Annotated in this window: 12 protein-coding genes; 9 read left to right on the forward strand and 3 right to left on the reverse strand. The window is 45.8% G+C overall.

From position 1 onward, the window contains the following. The first annotated feature begins 55 nt into the window (after positions 1-55). The 8 genes from MHI51_RS11875 to MHI51_RS11910 all read left to right on the forward strand — a co-directional run bounded on the left by MHI51_RS11875 (position 56) and on the right by MHI51_RS11910 (position 11,175). The gene (locus MHI51_RS11875; RefSeq protein ID WP_036683474.1) at positions 56-754 is read left to right on the forward strand and encodes a Crp/Fnr family transcriptional regulator; all 699 of its coding nucleotides are present in this window, start codon (positions 56-58) and stop codon (positions 752-754) included. A gap of 160 nt (positions 755-914) precedes the next feature. Further along, a complete protein-coding gene (locus tag MHI51_RS11880; RefSeq protein ID WP_342410693.1) occupies positions 915-2,609 on the forward strand; it encodes a methyl-accepting chemotaxis protein in 1,695 nt (564 codons plus the stop codon). A 266-nt stretch (positions 2,610-2,875) separates the two neighbouring features. Then, on the forward strand, positions 2,876-6,772 hold the full coding sequence (locus tag MHI51_RS11885) for a discoidin domain-containing protein (RefSeq protein ID WP_341002158.1): 3,897 nt from the start codon (positions 2,876-2,878) through the stop codon (positions 6,770-6,772). A 147-nt stretch (positions 6,773-6,919) separates the two neighbouring features. After that, entirely contained in the window at positions 6,920-7,840 is a 921-nt protein-coding gene (gene cysK / locus MHI51_RS11890; protein WP_341002160.1) for a cysteine synthase A, read from the forward strand. A 20-nt stretch (positions 7,841-7,860) separates the two neighbouring features. Then, positions 7,861-8,754, forward strand: a complete 894-nt coding sequence (locus MHI51_RS11895) for a hypothetical protein (protein ID WP_341002161.1) — start codon at positions 7,861-7,863, stop codon at positions 8,752-8,754. A 286-nt stretch (positions 8,755-9,040) separates the two neighbouring features. Beyond that, complete coding sequence (locus tag MHI51_RS11900; RefSeq protein WP_254857126.1) at positions 9,041-9,814, forward strand: sensor histidine kinase; 774 nt, start codon at positions 9,041-9,043, stop codon at positions 9,812-9,814. Then, positions 9,811-10,470 carry a response regulator transcription factor gene (locus MHI51_RS11905; protein ID WP_038570057.1) on the forward strand — a complete coding sequence of 220 codons (660 nt, stop codon included), beginning with the start codon at positions 9,811-9,813 and terminating at the stop codon, positions 10,468-10,470. The genes MHI51_RS11900 and MHI51_RS11905 overlap by 4 nt, the downstream gene beginning before the upstream one ends. 63 nt (positions 10,471-10,533) lie before the next feature. Beyond that, positions 10,534-11,175 carry a DUF1775 domain-containing protein gene (locus tag MHI51_RS11910; RefSeq protein ID WP_076130655.1) on the forward strand — a complete coding sequence of 214 codons (642 nt, stop codon included), beginning with the start codon at positions 10,534-10,536 and terminating at the stop codon, positions 11,173-11,175. Between the two features lie 112 nt (positions 11,176-11,287). On the opposite strand, the gene MHI51_RS11915 is transcribed toward MHI51_RS11910, so the two are convergent. The 3 genes from MHI51_RS11915 to MHI51_RS11925 are packed head-to-tail and all read right to left on the reverse strand — an operon-like array spanning position 11,288 to position 14,696. After that, positions 11,288-13,222, reverse strand: coding sequence for a CotH kinase family protein (locus MHI51_RS11915; RefSeq protein WP_341002164.1), 1,935 nt, complete (start codon positions 13,220-13,222; stop codon positions 11,288-11,290). Positions 13,223-13,251: 29 nt separating this feature from the next. After that, on the reverse strand, positions 13,252-13,980 hold the full coding sequence (locus MHI51_RS11920; protein WP_036683492.1) for a DUF4956 domain-containing protein: 729 nt from the start codon (positions 13,978-13,980) through the stop codon (positions 13,252-13,254). A gap of 2 nt (positions 13,981-13,982) precedes the next feature. Beyond that, complete coding sequence (locus MHI51_RS11925) at positions 13,983-14,696, reverse strand: polyphosphate polymerase domain-containing protein (RefSeq protein WP_076193893.1); 714 nt, start codon at positions 14,694-14,696, stop codon at positions 13,983-13,985. Between the two features lie 226 nt (positions 14,697-14,922). Between MHI51_RS11925 and MHI51_RS11930 the strand changes: the two genes are divergently transcribed. After that, entirely contained in the window at positions 14,923-16,164 is a 1,242-nt protein-coding gene (locus tag MHI51_RS11930) for a metallophosphoesterase family protein (RefSeq protein ID WP_341002165.1), read from the forward strand. The last annotated feature ends 155 nt before the right edge of the window (positions 16,165-16,319 follow it).

Consider the following 16,319-nt stretch of genomic DNA (forward strand, 5'->3'; position numbering starts at 1 on the left):
TTTTTTTGTGGGGTATTCTAAATTACACTGGAGCAAACAATAGAGGGGGCACTACATGCAGACGATAAATGACCGTGAGGCTGTCCGTGCCTTGGCAGTGAAGAACGGTCTGGACGGAATATTTAGCCCGCTGGTAACGCATAAAATGGAGTTGAGACGTTACGCGGATGAAGAAAAGCTGTGTCTGGTTGGCGATCAATTGGATGGGATGTTCATATTGGTTGAGGGCAAGCTCAAAATTCAGACCTTGCTGCCAAATGGCAAATCTATGCTGGTGCGGTTTACAAATCCGATATCTGTGATTGGGGATGTAGAGCTGCTTCACCGGTTCCCTGTTAAGAACCAAGTGGAGTCTGTGGGTGAGAGCTTGATTCTTTTTGCAGGGAGAAGACTACTCCTGAGAGAGCTTGAGGAAAATACAGCGTTGTTACGTTTTCTCGTCGGAGAACTTAGTCACAAATTGCATACGCTCGGTCAAGCCTCCGCACTTAACCTGTTGTATCCTGTGGAGAATCGATTTGCCAGTTATTTAATGTCTTTGTTCGCAGATAAAAATGGTGACCGGCGGGTGGAGGAGATTCGGACCTCAAGTCTTATTGAGACAGCAGAATTGCTTGGCACAAGCTATCGGCATCTTAATCGAATCGTACGGCGTTTTATTGATGAAGGAATCATTACACGAAATCGTGGACGCTTAAGTGTACTGGATGAATCGAAGCTGGCAGAGCTGGCTAACGGAAATTTATACGAATAAAAAGATCTCAAGAGACTATTAGTTCCTGCCTCGGCCGGAAATAGGGGTCTTTTTGTTTTTTTAAGCAAACATTCAGTTCAAATTCAGAGAGGCTTAAGGGAGAGCTAGTAGGATAAAAGTACCAAATAGATCTACATACATATAGAGATGAGGAAAACCGATGGTGAAAAGTATCCGTGGGAAAATAGTCTTAGGATTTACTGCTGTGATTATAGTCTTTCTAGTGGCGATAGCCGGAAACACATTGTTTCAGGGGAAGGTTACCCAATTGACAGATCAGGTTAATCGTAACTGGGACAAGCTGTCACTTGTTCAAGGCTTAACGGATAAGATTCGTACCGCAGATGAGCTGGGTGCTCGTTATGTGATGAGCAACACAGATGATGAGCGGAATTCATATCTGGCGCAGTATGAAGAAATGCTCCCATTGATTGAAAATGCTATTACAGAGCTGGAGAATGCCCGGTTAAGTGAAGCTGAGTTAAAGGGTGTAACTGAGCTGAAGAGCAAATGGAATGATTATTTGATCGTTCTGAAGGAAGCTTTTGCCTTAGCTAAGGAAGGAAATTTCCCGGAAGCACAGAAGAAATTCACGGACCTGTCATTAGACGCTATGATTGAATCTCAGATTGTGTTTCAGAACATGCTCATGGAGGAAATAGAGAATGGACAAAGCCTGGCAAATTCGCATCGTAATAACGCTTTGATTACTAGCTTTGGTGTGACCGGATTGTCGGTAGTGCTCGCGGTGGTCCTTGCGCTGCTAATTTCTGGACGGATTATTAAACCGCTTCGTGATGTGAACACTCAGTTGAAGGAAATTGCAGATGGGGATGCCGATCTTACGCGCAAGTTAAGTGTTCGTTCTAAAGATGAGATTGGTGAACTGGCGTTTAACTTTAATAAAATGACAGATAATCTGGGCACGATGATTGAACAGGTGAAGTTATCAGCAAATAGTCTCGCGAGTTCCTCTACAAAGCTTAGGTCAGATAGTGGAGTGACGGCAGGCGCCACAGAACGAATATCGGATATTATGGGTGAAGTCGCTTCCGGAACAGCCAGACAGATGAATGATTTGCAGACCAATACAATTACAATCTCAGAAATATCACTAGGAATCGGTCAAATTGCTGCCAGTGTCCAGGACATCTCGGAAGCCTCCCATCGCTCTGCGGCATTTGCCATTACAGGAGATGAATCCCTTCAGGCCGCTGGGCAGCAAATGGAATCGATTAATCACTCCATACAATCTTTATCACAGCAGGTCCAAGGTTTTGTGAATCGATCTCAGGAGATTGGCAGTATTGTAGGAGTCATAAAAGGAATCGCTTCGCAGACGAATATGCTGGCCCTAAATGCGACGATTGAGGCAGCTCGTGCTGGTGAGCAAGGTAGAGGTTTTGCTGTGGTTGCCGATCAGGTCCGTAAGCTGGCAGAGCAGTCCGCGGAATCCGCCAATCAAATTGCAGAAATGGCGACTGGGATCCAAAGTGAAGCAGATGATGCCATGAAGGTGATGATGAGCAGCATGCGTGAAGTAAAGGGAGGTACGGAGATTATCGAGGAAGCGGGACGTTCCTTCGGTGAGATTCGATTATCTATAGATTCACTTGCTGAACAGGTTCAGGAAGTATCTGGAGCCGTGGAGGAGATTACGGCGGCTGCGGATGAGATTGTAGAGTCAATTCGTAACGTTACGCAAATCTCGGAAACAACCGCTGCGAGTACTCAGCATGTGTCGGCAGCCTCACAAGAGCAAATGGCTTCGGTCGAACAAATTGCATCCTCTGCAAGTGAATTAAGTACAATGGCGCATGGACTGCAAGGGTTGGTAGCTAGATTTAATGTATAACATGAAGCGTCGGAGAGTTAAGGGGCAATATAGTCCCCTTGGCCTCTCCGGGGCTTTTTTTGTTGAACGTAATATCCCACATACAAAGCATAGAAATCGCCATCGACGGCCATCTACCTATAACTTATATTATTAGCGTTATTAGTTAGCTTGTATCCGTAATCCATCATTTCAAATGTAGGAGGCGAATGTCTATAAAACTACTGTTTTGAAAGCGCATCCTTTCTGCTGTGTAGCTCCACAAAATTTTGGAAGGTGGTTATTCAATGATAGCAGCTTCTAAAAGATTTACCGGGAAGACGGCAGTACTTTATTGTTTGATTGTTATATTATTTGTAGGTCAGTTAGGATTATATCCCTCGGTGAGTTTAGCCGCGGGGAATTTAGCCCAAGGGAAGACTATTACTTCAAGCTCCTTCGGTGATGTATACGTAGCAGCCAATGCTAATGACGGCAGCCAAGGAACGTATTGGGAGAGCGCAAGCGGTGTTTTTCCGCAATGGGTTAAAGTGGATTTAGGGGCAGCAAGCAGCGTGAATCAGGTTGTGCTAAAGCTGCCTACGAATTGGGAAACAAGAACTCAAACGTTAGCGGTGCAAGGGAGTACAGATGATGCAGCTTACAATAACTTAGTAGATTCCGCCAATTATACATTTAATCCAACGAGTGATTCCAATACAGTGACCATCAGCTTTACAGCTGCGAATGTCAGATATGTTAAACTGAATTTCACATCCAATACAGTCTGGCCAGCAGCACAGTTAGCGGAATTTGAGGTTCATGGTAATACAACTACAACTCCATCCTCAGGATATGAAGCGGAGAATGCCGCATTATCCGGTGGTGCCAAGGTTAACACGGATCATACAGGTTATACAGGTACAGGATTTATTGATGGTTACCTAAATCAAGGTGCTGCGACTACATTTAGCGTTAATGTGGCTTCTGCTGGTAACTATGATGCTACATTAAGATTTTCAAATGCATCAGGCAGTACAAAAACCATTAGTGTTTATGTGAATGGAACTAAAATTAAACAAACCTCACTTGCGAATCTGGCCAATTGGAATACTTGGTCAACAAAGATTGAGACGCTGGCTCTGAATGCTGGCGCTAACACGATTACTTATAAGTACGATGCAGGAGACACTGGAAATGTGAATCTAGATAATTTGAACGTCACTCCAGCTTCTGCGACAACACCTACGCCAACGCCGACGGCAACTCCGACACCAACGGCAACACCTACCCCAACTCCAACGGTAACACCGACAGTAACACCTACGCCAACACCGACAGTATCACCTACACCAACGCCAACGGTAACACCGACCCCGACACCAACAGTTACACCAACGCCTGGGGCGGGTTCCAATCTGGCTTTGAACAAAAGCATCAACGCTTCCTCTTCCGTCTTTACCTTTGTTCCTACAAATGCGAATGACGGTGATGTAACTACTTACTGGGAAGGAGCAGGAGGAAGTTATCCCAATACATTATCTGTAAACCTGAGTAGTAATGCCGATATTACATCCATTGTCCTCAAACTGAATCCATCATCGGCCTGGTCCACACGTACTCAGACTGTTCAAGTGCTTGGGCATACTCAGAATACAACAGCCTTTACTAGTCTTGTGCCAGCAACCGTGTATACTTTTAATCCGGCAACTGGCAATACGGTCACTATTCCGGTAACGGCCACGGCTAGTGAAGTACAGTTGAAGATTACCACCAATACTGGTTCAACCGCTGGACAAATCGCTGAATTCCAAGTGATGGGTGCACCAGCTGCTAATCCGGATTTGGCGATAACCGGTCTTACATGGTCACCTTCAGCTCCAGTAGAGACCAATGCCATTACTTTAAATGCAACGGTAAAAAACCTTGGAACGTTAGCTTCCATAGCGACTAATGTGAATTTCTACTTGGGCAGCACACTTGTAGGCACTAGCCCAGTGGGGGCATTAGCGGCTGGCGCATCTACGAACGTCACTTTAAATATGGGCGCAAAGGATGCTGCTACCTATACTTTAACTGCAAAGGTTGACGAGAATAATACGGTTATTGAATTGAACGAAGGCAATAACAGCTTCACTAGCCCAAATTCTCTTATTATAGCTCCCGTATCCAGTTCTGATCTAGTAGCTTCCCCTGTTAGCTGGACACCAAGCAATCCAGCAGGCGGCAATGTGGTCAGATTCTCGGTGGCAATCAAGAATCAAGGGACAGCAGCATCCGCAGGGGGTGCGCATAACATAACCTTGAAGGTTCTGGATGCTACTACGAATGCTGTACTCCAAACCTTAACTGGAACCTATAACGGCGTGATTGGCAGTGGAGTAACAGCGCCTCCTGTTAGTCTTGGCACTTGGACAGCAGCTAATGGCAAATATACTGTGAAGACGGAAATTGCCGTAGACACTAATGAGCTGCCAGTTAAACAGGCCAATAATATTCAAACACAGTCTCTTTTTGTAGGTCGTGGAGCCAATATGCCTTACGACATGTATGAGGCTGAGGAGGGTGTGATTGGTGGCGGGGCTGTGAAGCTTACTGCTAATCGGACCATTGGAGATCTTGCGGGTGAGGCTTCAGGCAGAAGAGCAGTCACACTGAATACTACAGGCAGTTATGTAGAATTCACTACTAAGGCTGACACTAATACACTGGTCACCCGCTTCTCCATTCCAGATTCGGCGAGTGGAGACGGTACGAATGCTACACTGAACATCTATGTGAACGGAGTTTATACCAAGGCGATTAATCTGACCTCTAAATATGCATGGCTGTACGGTTCAGAGATAAGTCCCGGCAATTCACCAAGCGCGGGTTCTCCGCGGCATATTTATGATGAAGCTAACATTATGTTCGACAGCACGATTCCGAAAGGTAGTACGATTCGACTGCAAAAGGATGTGGCAAATACCTCGCAGTATGCCATTGATTTCATCAGTCTGGAGCAGGTATCACCGATTACCAATCCAGATCCGGCCAAATATACGGTCCCAGCCGGCTTTACACATCAGGATGTGCAAAATGCGCTAGATAAAGTACGCATGGATACGACCGGAAATCTCGTAGGTGTGTATTTACCAGCCGGTAACTATCAGACCTCCAGTAAATTTCAGGTCTATGGAAAAGCAGTGAAGATCATTGGTGCGGGCCCATGGTATACGAGATTTTACGCTCCAACGAATCAGGAGAATACGGATATCGGTTTCCGGGCAAGCGATACCGCTAACGGCTCTACTTTTGCGAATTTTGCTTACTTTGGGAACTACACATCACGTATTGATGGCCCGGGTAAAGTATTTGATTTCTCCAATGTGGCAAATATTACGATCGATAACATCTGGACCGAACATCAGGTGTGTATGTATTGGGGAGCTAATACGGATTACATGGTGATCAAAAACTCCCGTATCCGCAACACCTTCGCTGACGGCATCAATATGACGAATGGCAGCACGAATAATCTCGTGTCCAATATTGAGGCACGGGCAACAGGGGATGATAGCTTTGCATTGTTTTCGGCTATTGATTCCGGTGGTGCAGATATGAAGGATAATATTTATGAGAATCTCACTTCAATCTTGACCTGGCGGGCAGCAGGTGTAGCCGTCTATGGCGGATATGCCAATACCTTCCGCAACATTTATATTGCTGACACGCTTTGCTATTCTGGAATTACGATCAGCTCACTTGACTTCGGGTATCCAATGAACGGCTTTGGCGCTTCACCGACAACGAATTTTGAGAATATTTCCATTGTTCGTGCAGGTGGACATTTCTGGGGGGCACAGACCTTCCCGGCAATCTGGGTATTCTCAGCCTCTAAGGTATTCCAAGGCATTCGTGTCAGTGATGTGGATATCATTGATCCAACCTATCATGGCATCATGTTCCAGACCAACTATGTCGGCTCCACGCCGCAATTCCCAGTGACAGATACCCTCTTCACGAATGTCACAATTTCCGGTGCGCAAAAGAGTGGAGATGCTTTTGACAGCAAATCCGGAGTGGGCATCTGGGTAAATGAAGCGGCTGAGGCTGGGCAAGGTCCTGCCAGAGGGTCAGCCACCTTTAACAATCTGAAGATTACCAACACGGTAACGAATATTAAAAATAATACGTCTACTTTTACGATTAACGTTAATCCTTAAAAATAAATGCTGCCAGTACTGAACAGCCGTCTCCCGCTTTCGTGGGGGGCGGTTGTTTTCAGGTTGCAGAAACTAAGGTTCTGAATCGACAGGAGGTGCTGCTCACGTTACAATAATGGAAGGTACAGAAATGAAGGAGGCTCTAAAATGACATCCTTAGTGGTTAACAATATAACAGAGCTGATTGGGAATACACCGGTTGTAAGATTAAATCGGCTGACTAGCCCCCAAGATGCAGAACTATACGTGAAGCTGGAGCTTTTTAATCCAAGTGGCAGTGTAAAAGACCGGGCAGCTTATAATCTAATCCTGCAAGCCGAGCTAGCAGGTTTGCTGGAGCCGGGCGGGACGATTATTGAGCCGACTAGTGGAAATACAGGGATAGGCTTAGCGATGAATGCCGCGGCAAAAGGGTATAAAGCGATTCTTGTCATGCCTGATAATATGACCAAGGAACGAATCAATATTCTAAAGGCTTATGGTGCGGATGTTGTGCTGACGCCCGCAGCAGAACGGATGCCGGGAGCTATTGCAAAAGCGATTGAGCTGGGAAAAGAAGTGGAGAACAGTTTTATTCCACAGCAATTCGAGAACAAAGCCAACCCGGATATTCACCGGACAACGACCGCTCTGGAAATCCTGGAGCAAATGGAAGGTAAGCTGGACGTGTTTGTTGCTTCATCAGGAACTGGGGGCACGATAACTGGAACCGGTGAGGTTTTGCGTGAGCATCTACCTGATATCCGGGTTCTAGTGGTTGAGCCGCAAGGCTCGCCCGTATTATCTGGAGGAAAGCCAGGACCACATAAGCTGGTAGGAACGAGTCCGGGCTTCGTACCCGCCATTTTGAATACAAAGGTCTACGATGACATCGTTCAGGTTGCGGATGAAGCTGCCTTGGAGACGGTAAGAACGCTGGCTGCAAAAGAAGGAATTCTGCTGGGTCCATCCGGTGGTGCCACTGTATGGGCGGCGTTGCAGGAAGCACGTCGTCTTGGGGCTGGCAAACGCGTGCTTTGCATTGCACCTGACACAGGGGAACGGTATCTTAGTATGGGAATATTTTAGTTTCGTCTGGAGGAATGGGAATGAATAAGCTCAGTGTGAGTTTCCTTATTGTTCTACTGCTGGCGGGCTGCTCAGGCTCTAACAATCCAAACCCTTCTCCAAGTGCAGAGCCGACACCAACGGCAAGCATGCAGCAGCCAGCAGCTTATCTGGAAGCTGAAAAGCTGAAGGCGAATTTTGGTTTTGCAGATGAGTCTGGCAAGAGCATCTTAGTCACCGGGCAGGAAAAAGGGCTGGATGCGCAAATGCAACAATTGAATGAGGCGATCGGCGATCATGGGCAAGTGCTAAAAGTGAAATTGAATAAATGGCAGGAGGGTACGGAGAACAGTAATGGCCGGGAGATGGCTCACAATTTTGTGAATCTGCCAGGGTATCTTTATACGGTTGAAGAGGGGAATGCGACCCCTGATGAGACCTATTACCTGACGGATCAGGCAGAGTTTAATGCGAATGCGTTAATCTCTGTTAAGCCTACGGAGGTTAAGCAAGCCTCGCTAAATGTTGCAGAAAGTGTGCGGCAGAATATTGTTTCTGCGAAAAATCGTGAAGTAGAGCACATTTGGAAACTTGCTGACCTGTCTGGTGATCGGCAGCTGTATCTCGTTCAATTCATTAGGCAGGATCAGGAGATGTTATTTAGTCTTGTGCTGGAAGATAAGGCCGGGCTTACCTTTATGGATTATCCGGCTGTCATTCAAGGCGATGAATTTTCCGTCTGGAGAGTGGATGATGGAGGGGAAGTGATACCTGAGATGTTCTCTATTCTTTTTGCGGCGGAAACTGCTGAAGGTCCATTACTCGGTATGGAGTGGTGGGGAGCGGAAGGCGTAAACACATTTTTCCTGAAAAAAGAGGGAGATGTTTTTAAAGAAATGGACATTCAATACGGACGCTACACATCACCACTATAACTGGGATGCAGATACATCGAAGGATGTATCTTTTTTTTGCTACAATATAAGAAAGTATAAATTTTCACTATATATTGCTTATAATATTATGAAGGATAGCATTATTTTTTTAAAATACTTAAATTTGTAACAATAAGAACTTTAAATAGCCCGATCGAGTCATGTAGCAGAATTGTGACGGTGATATTGTTAATCATAAGATGTACGGGAGGGGACAGCAACGTATAACCGAATCAAGTATATGATCCTGTTACTGCCAACGCTAATGGTAGGGATCTGGGAGGTCGTGCGCCATCAGTTTCTAATGCCTTATATCTCGATGGATCTGGGGAATTATTTGACACCTGTCCTCGTATTTTTGTTCACTCTTGTATTGCTCGTCCCTTTGTTTTCGCTGATGGAGCGGAATCAGCGGGAGCTGGAGCAGGAACGTGCGCTCAAAGAGGCAATGAAAGCCCGGGAAGGGCTAGCTAAGGAACTGCATGATGGAATGGCGCAATCTTTATTTCTTTTATCTGTCAAAATAGATCGTTTGGAAGCAAGCCGCAGGAATGGGGAAGTCAGCGAAGAAAATGTGGATCAGATCAAAAAGACCGTCCACGAGGTGAACCGTTATGTTCGACAGGCGATCGCCAATCTGAAGGTACCAGTGTCTGAGCAGCACTCTTTTTCATTGGAACAGTCGGTTAAAGATCAGCTTGCTCAAATGGCTAACGAGATTATGATTGAGGTTTCCTTGGATTGGAGTCTACAGGATGAAGCCCTCTCTCCTTCGGAAAAAGCAGAGCTGCTATCTTGTATCCGAGAGGCTATTATTAATGTGCGTAAGCATACAAGAGCGGCGAAGGTTTCTATAACAGGTGCAGGCACTGAGAAAAACTGGAGCGTGGCGATTGTCGACAATGGCGAAGGATTTCAGCATGATCCCTTTGAGGTGAACGGAAGTTACGGCCTTCAGATCATGAAGGAACGTGTCGAAGGAATGGGATGGAAGCTTCAGGTGAGCTCCGGCAATACGGGGACAAATGTGGAAATTACGAAAGGAGGGGGAAGTTTATGAGCCGGTACCGGGTTTTGGTTGTGGATGATCATGCGCATGCGCGTGAGGCGATGTGTGAGATTTTGTCCATGGATGATAGTTTTGAGGTCATTGGTGTAGTGGAGAGTGGTCCTGAGGCGATCGCGTTCACGGCCCAGTGGATGCCTGATCTTATTCTTATCGACATTCAGATGCCGGAGATGGACGGGCTGGAGACTACTCGCCGGATCAAGCAGGAATATCCCTATGTCAAAATCGTTATCGTTACAGTATCGGACGAAATTTCCCACCTCCTCGAAGCATTGAAGCAAGGCGCACAAGGGTACTTACTCAAGAATCTGGCACCTTCCACCTGGATTGAATATTTGCAAGCCATTGTGAATGAAGAAGCACCGCTAAGCCGGGAGCTGGCTTTTCAAATCTTGAAAGAATTTACCGTTCCTTCAGTAACGGACGAAGGAGAGTCATTGACGGCAAGGGAGAAGGAGATTTTAAGCTGTGTGTCTTCCGGATCGACGAATAAAGAGATTGCCATAAGCCTGTCGATTTCGGAGCATACCGTAAAAAACCATCTGAAAAACATCCTTCAGAAGCTTCAACTCCAAAATCGTACGCAGCTAACGCGTTATGCTCTGGAGCAGGGGCTTGCTTCACGTAAACGTGATTTTCCGCGGTAAATATGAGGATAGAGATGAAAGTGAAAAATGATAAAATTACTTAAAGAAAGAGGCACTCTAACTATGAACAGATTATCTCGCAAAATAATGACACTCTTCGCACCAGCCGCTGCAACACTTCTGTTGTTCGCAGCCGTGGCTAGCGCGCACGTAACCGTAGCACCAGCACAATCCAGTACCGGAGCATGGGAGACTTACACACTTAAAGTTCCTTCAGAAAAAGATGTGGCGACTGTACAAGTCGATCTACGAATCCCGGCGGGTGCCGAGTTCAAGCAATATGAGGCTACACCGGGCTGGGATGTTACCATTGAGGGGAACAAAGTTAGCTGGATAGCTAATGGAGAAGGAATTAAAGCAGGGCAATTCCAACGTTTCTATTTCACAGCAAAGAATCCTGATACTGCAGGCGACATTGCTTGGGATGCTTATCAGCATTATGCCGATGGCAGCTTGGTGCAGTGGTCTGGTGAGGCAGGAACAGAAAGTCCGCATTCTATTACTTCGATTGTGCAAGCCTCCGGTGGGGATGAACATTCTCATGGTTCCAGTGACAATGGCATGAGCATGGAAGAACATAATGCCATCATGGAAAGCGAGAACAACTCCACCAGTGTCAACCCAATGGTCTATATCGCATTAGGGATCTCTTTACTAGCCTTTTTAATAGCAACCATAAGTATATTGCGCGGGCGAAAAGAGTAAGCGGGAACTAGTTGTGATACAAGAATATAGTGTTCATGCAAGAAGCCTCCGTCGTTTATTGGCGGAGGCTTCTTGCATGAATTAATTGGTGATAAGGATACTTTTTACTTATCTACAGCCGTTTGCGTTTGTAAAAGGTTACGAAAGCAGCGGTTAGTATTAGGAGAAGGATGGCGACGCCAGTTGTGATGGCTTCACTCGTGCTGCCTTTTTGCTGCATAGTACCAGCACCACCAAAGTCGCCACCGCCCATACCACCAGGCATACCGCCACCAAAGCCACCGCCGCCCATGCCGCCACCACCAGGACCATTTCCGCCGCCTTCAGGGAAAGCGGGTCCGCCCATAGCACCAGGCTCACCACCCGCGCCGCCGTCAAATCCACCTTGAGCAGCTTGGCCATTAGTGTTGGCCTGTCCCTCTTGAGCAGCTTGGCCGTTAGTGTTGGCCTGTCCACCCTGAGCAGTTTGCCCTGTTTGTGTAGTCTGCCCACCCGCAGCTGCTTGTGAGTTACTGCCAGGCCCCTCGCCGCCATTAGGGATAGCCGGTCCGCCCATGGCACCAGGTTCACCACCTGCACCGCCTTGGGCAGTCTGTCCACCCGTAGCCGCTTGCCCTTCGGTATTTGGTGCAGCTGCATTTGCGCCAGCATTACCAGTAGCGCCAACCGCACCTGTGGCCTGCCCAGCAGCCGCAGCGCCTTGAGCTGCGCCATTTTTAGCGCCGCCACCAAAGCCACCGCCGCCCATGCCACCACCACTTCCTGATCCGTCACCGGAGGAAGGAATGGTACCGTCGAGTTGCTGCTGGATACTTGTGGCCATGTTCGACATGAAGGTCTCAACAGCCTTTATCCCATTTTCATACTGTTCGAAAGTGTAGAAGGCGGATGGATCCGCTTTGACATAGCTGGAAATCATCGTGTTCAGCTCATCCATCCGAGCCTGGAACGTATCGTCCGCTAGATAGCCAGTAATCATCTCACTAACAATCTCATGATATTTCGTTTTGTATTCATCATTAGCGAGCAGTTTCGCAATCAGTGGTCGTTCTGCCAACGCACCTTGGGTAGGCTCGTCAATTAACACATCTGCGCTTCCCATGCCGCCAAAAGCCATATTGTAATCCCACGGCAGAATCGAGAAGACCCCATCGTCTTCATATAAGTAATAATTCTGCTTATTTCCACCTAAATAACTGTCCATATTACCCGTGACCGCATTTAGAGCGATATACTTCAGCGATTCCTCTACGTCGATGTATTTTTCATAATCGGTGCCGTTGTTTAGCTCATTCAGCATGTCGACAAGAATATCATCGTTGGACTTATCGGATTTCATTTCTAGTCCAGTATAGAGGGATGGATCATCGCCCAGCCAAGTCAAATCACTGCCCTGACCGGTCATTACACCTTTATAAAGTGCACCATAAGTGTTGCCGAAATTGCGTTCCAGATAAGCATCACTGATCTGTTCTACTGCAAGATAGAAACCCTTCAGTTCATTGTTTACATACACATTGACGAAGGAATATTTCGGCGTCGGGAGACCGACACTTTCAGCGAGCTCATAAGTCAGAAATTCACGCATATAAGAAGCATCGCTGTAATTATTATTCAGGTTGATCTTAGTAATGCCGAATAAATTCTGGTTAACATACTCATCAAAAGAAATTTTGAAGCTGTAGCGGTCAGAGTCTGTCATCTGTACTACGCTTCTGAGACTGAGATTTCCTTTGGTCCGTACAGCTACATTATCGTATTTCATACCGTTGTACTCGACGGAAGCCATTTTATATTCTTCAGCACTGGCATTATCCAGCATATCCTGAAAATCGTCCGGGTCCAAGGTGATTTTGACATCCACGACCTTATCTTTTGGAAAGACCTGCTCGTCTAGCTTTTTCTCATCGCTCGAAATGACCTTGTCCTGAGCATCAGACGTTGGATTATTTATTGCAGACGGACTTGCATTCTGACACCCGGCTACGGCGATGACCAGCAGCAGGCAGCAAAAACTCAGCAGGATTGACTTACCTCTGGTTTTCATCTGGGGCACCGCCTTTCATCTCGTTGTAATTAAGATACATAGTCACCGCTATAGCTGATCAAGAGTGCATTTTTGACACCTTTTAGGTCAGAGACTGTGTTGACAAAGCCGCCTACTTTATCATCCAGACGAAGCTCCAGCGTCAATTCAATATTGTTTGCGGAGACTGTTTTTTGCTTCACATTGTAGCGTTTTACGGATTTGGTGATATGGCTGTGTACTTCACGTTCGCTTTCATCACTGTCGCAGTTAATGACCAGTAAGTATGGCGTTTCGATAGAAGAGTGTTTAATGAACAGGAACAAAATAAGGCCGATAATGATCGAACCGATAATAGCCAAGGTGAAAAATCCTGCTCCAGTTACAATCCCTGCTACAGCTGCCCAGAACAAGAAGATCAGATCAGTTGGATCTTTGATCGGTGTTCTGAAACGAACGATGGATAATGCGCCGACCATACCGAGGGACAGCACAAGGTTAGAGTTAATCGCGATAATGACAGTAGCTGTAATCATGGTCATGCCCATGAGTGAGACGTTAAAGCTTTTGGAATATAAAACGCCGCTAAAGACACGTTTGTAGAGCAGGTAAATGAAGTATCCGATCAGAAAAGCTACGCCCAAGGTAATCAGCATCTTGGAGATACTAATATCAGATACAAAATTGTCGATCACCGAGTTTTTAATAATGTCTGAAAAATTATTTGTAGTATCTGTAGTCGTTGTTGTAGCTGCTAGCGGTGCTAGTGATGCATTCATAATCAATAATCCTCCCAAGTGTTAGTTTTTAAGAATTTGCGGCAGATCACGTATTTCGAAGCGGACTGCCTATTCAGTCCCTCCAGCTGCAACGCGATTTTAATGTACTCCGGAATATACTCATCGAATTTCACTTCGAAAATTATGAAGTTCTCATCAATCGCCCGAATCGGATGCAAATCCTTATCGAAAATATCCGTAGAGTGCAGGCCCGTACGTAGTTCTTTATCGAACGTTATTCGCACATTTCCGTTGTGGCAAACATAAGGCTCGCGAACATAATCCACGATGACCTTGGGTCGCAGCAGGTTATGGCGCATCTGATCGTATAACTCCAAGAACAGCGGACTGTCCGGGACGTTCAGCACTTCGTAGTTGCCCGCCATAATCTCGTCGTACATTTGCCGGGTTAGCGGTTCTTTGATTTTGGCGATATAATCGTCCATTTTAATTTTTTTCTCAAAGTGAATGATGTTGTCTTGAATGTTGTAAATGCGAATCCGGTATTTGGCCCGCTCTCTGAGACCGCCGAGCTTGTCTGCAAGTGCCGTGTTGTTGATATCGTCAAAATACAAACTCCGAATGTGGTATTCTCCACTCTCATTAGCGTGTTGATCTTTATCAATCAAGCTTTGCAATCGCTGGCGCAATATAAGGTATTGATGATAGTTAATGAAAAATTTAAGTTCATGCCGGAATTGAAGCTTCTTATTCATTTTCACACCTCGTTTCTCTCTCTATCTCTGGCTAACCTTCCTGCTTGACTAATTCTAGGAGACAGACCTTATGCTTAACTTAAAATAGACTGAATGTTTGCTGAATGTTTTACACTGCGTTAACAAAAGTCTGTATAAAGATTCGTGTGCAAATTTGACTTCTGACTTTGCAGGGGGCTATCTTATTTAGAAGGCTAGAGAGAAATTTTCATAAGGAGGTACCGTGATGAGAGACTATAAATTTGCCATAATCATAGGAGTGCTTGTGATTGTGGTTATTTTAGTGGCTTATGGGTTGGAACGATCGAAAAGCGGAAGTAATGCAAATTCACCAGCACCGTATGATCTCGTGACTACCTTTAAGGGAGATGCGAGCACAAGCCGCGCGTTTACTTGGTATACAAGTGATTCGAGTGCAGCAGGCATTCTGGAGATTGTAAAGGGACAAGTGTCCTCTTTTGCAAATACGGATGTACAAAGGGTAGATGCGAAAAGTAGTTCCATCAAAACAGACAATGGCACCAAAGGTGTTCATAAAGTGGAAGCTACGGGTCTTGAACCCGGGACGTTATATACTTATAGAGTGGGTAGTGGCGTTGAAGGAGAATGGAGTCCGGCAGCGGAATTTACAACGGAAGAAGATGGACTGGCAAGTGTGTCTTTTATCAACGTAACGGATTCTCAAGGGGAAACGGCAGAGGATTTTAAGCTGTGGGGAAATACGCTGAACAAGGCTTTTCAGACATTTCCTGAAGCTGAATTTATTGTGCATAACGGCGATTTGACGGAGAATCCGGAGGATTCGGCAGGCTGGGATGATTTTTTTGGCAATGTGCAGGGCTGGATTTCGGGGATTCCGTTAATGCCGGTAACAGGCAATCATGATGAGGTGGATGAGGATGCAACGCATTATACTTCACACTTCAACCTGCCGGATAATGGGGCAAAGGGTTCAATTGCAGGCACCTCGTATTCCTTCGATTATGGACCAGTGCATGTAACGGTACTGAATACAGAGAGCAATCTAAAAAAGCAAACGGAGTGGCTAAAGGAAGATCTGAAGAACACAGACAAGAAGTGGAAAATCGTTGCGATGCACCGACCGGCTTACGGGGGGAACTCCTATAAGAAAGTTGAAAATTGGACGGATATTTTTGATACGTATGAGGTTGATTTAGTGCTGCAGGGTCATAATCATGAATACTCCAGATCCTACCCGTTACGTGGCGGAAAAATAGTTCCAGAAGGTGAGATTTCCAAAGATGCTAAACGAGGGACAGTCTATGTGGTGACCAACGCTTCTGGAGGGAAATTTAACGAGAAAAAAGAAGATCAGTTCTATCATGCGGTGCATTTTCAGAACTATAAGCAAATGTTTGCGGGCATTAACGTTACCGGGGATACATTAACCTATCAGGCCTATGATGTGGATGGAAAGCTGCTGGATGAGTTTGTGTTGACACATTGAGCTAAGAGAATTGGATAATATTATTTAAATACCTTCTCTGCTGTAAAGTCGGGGAGGTATTTTTTGATTTGCATTAAAACACTAAATTCAGCGCAACAACTGTGTATCTTAAGCCGTTTTTTCACATGTCTACCTTTTCCGTCATATAAGCTGTT

Source organism: Paenibacillus sp. FSL H8-0260 (genome assembly GCF_045040625.1).
GTDB classification, from domain to species: Bacteria; Bacillota; Bacilli; order Paenibacillales; family Paenibacillaceae; genus Paenibacillus_AQ; species Paenibacillus_AQ odorifer.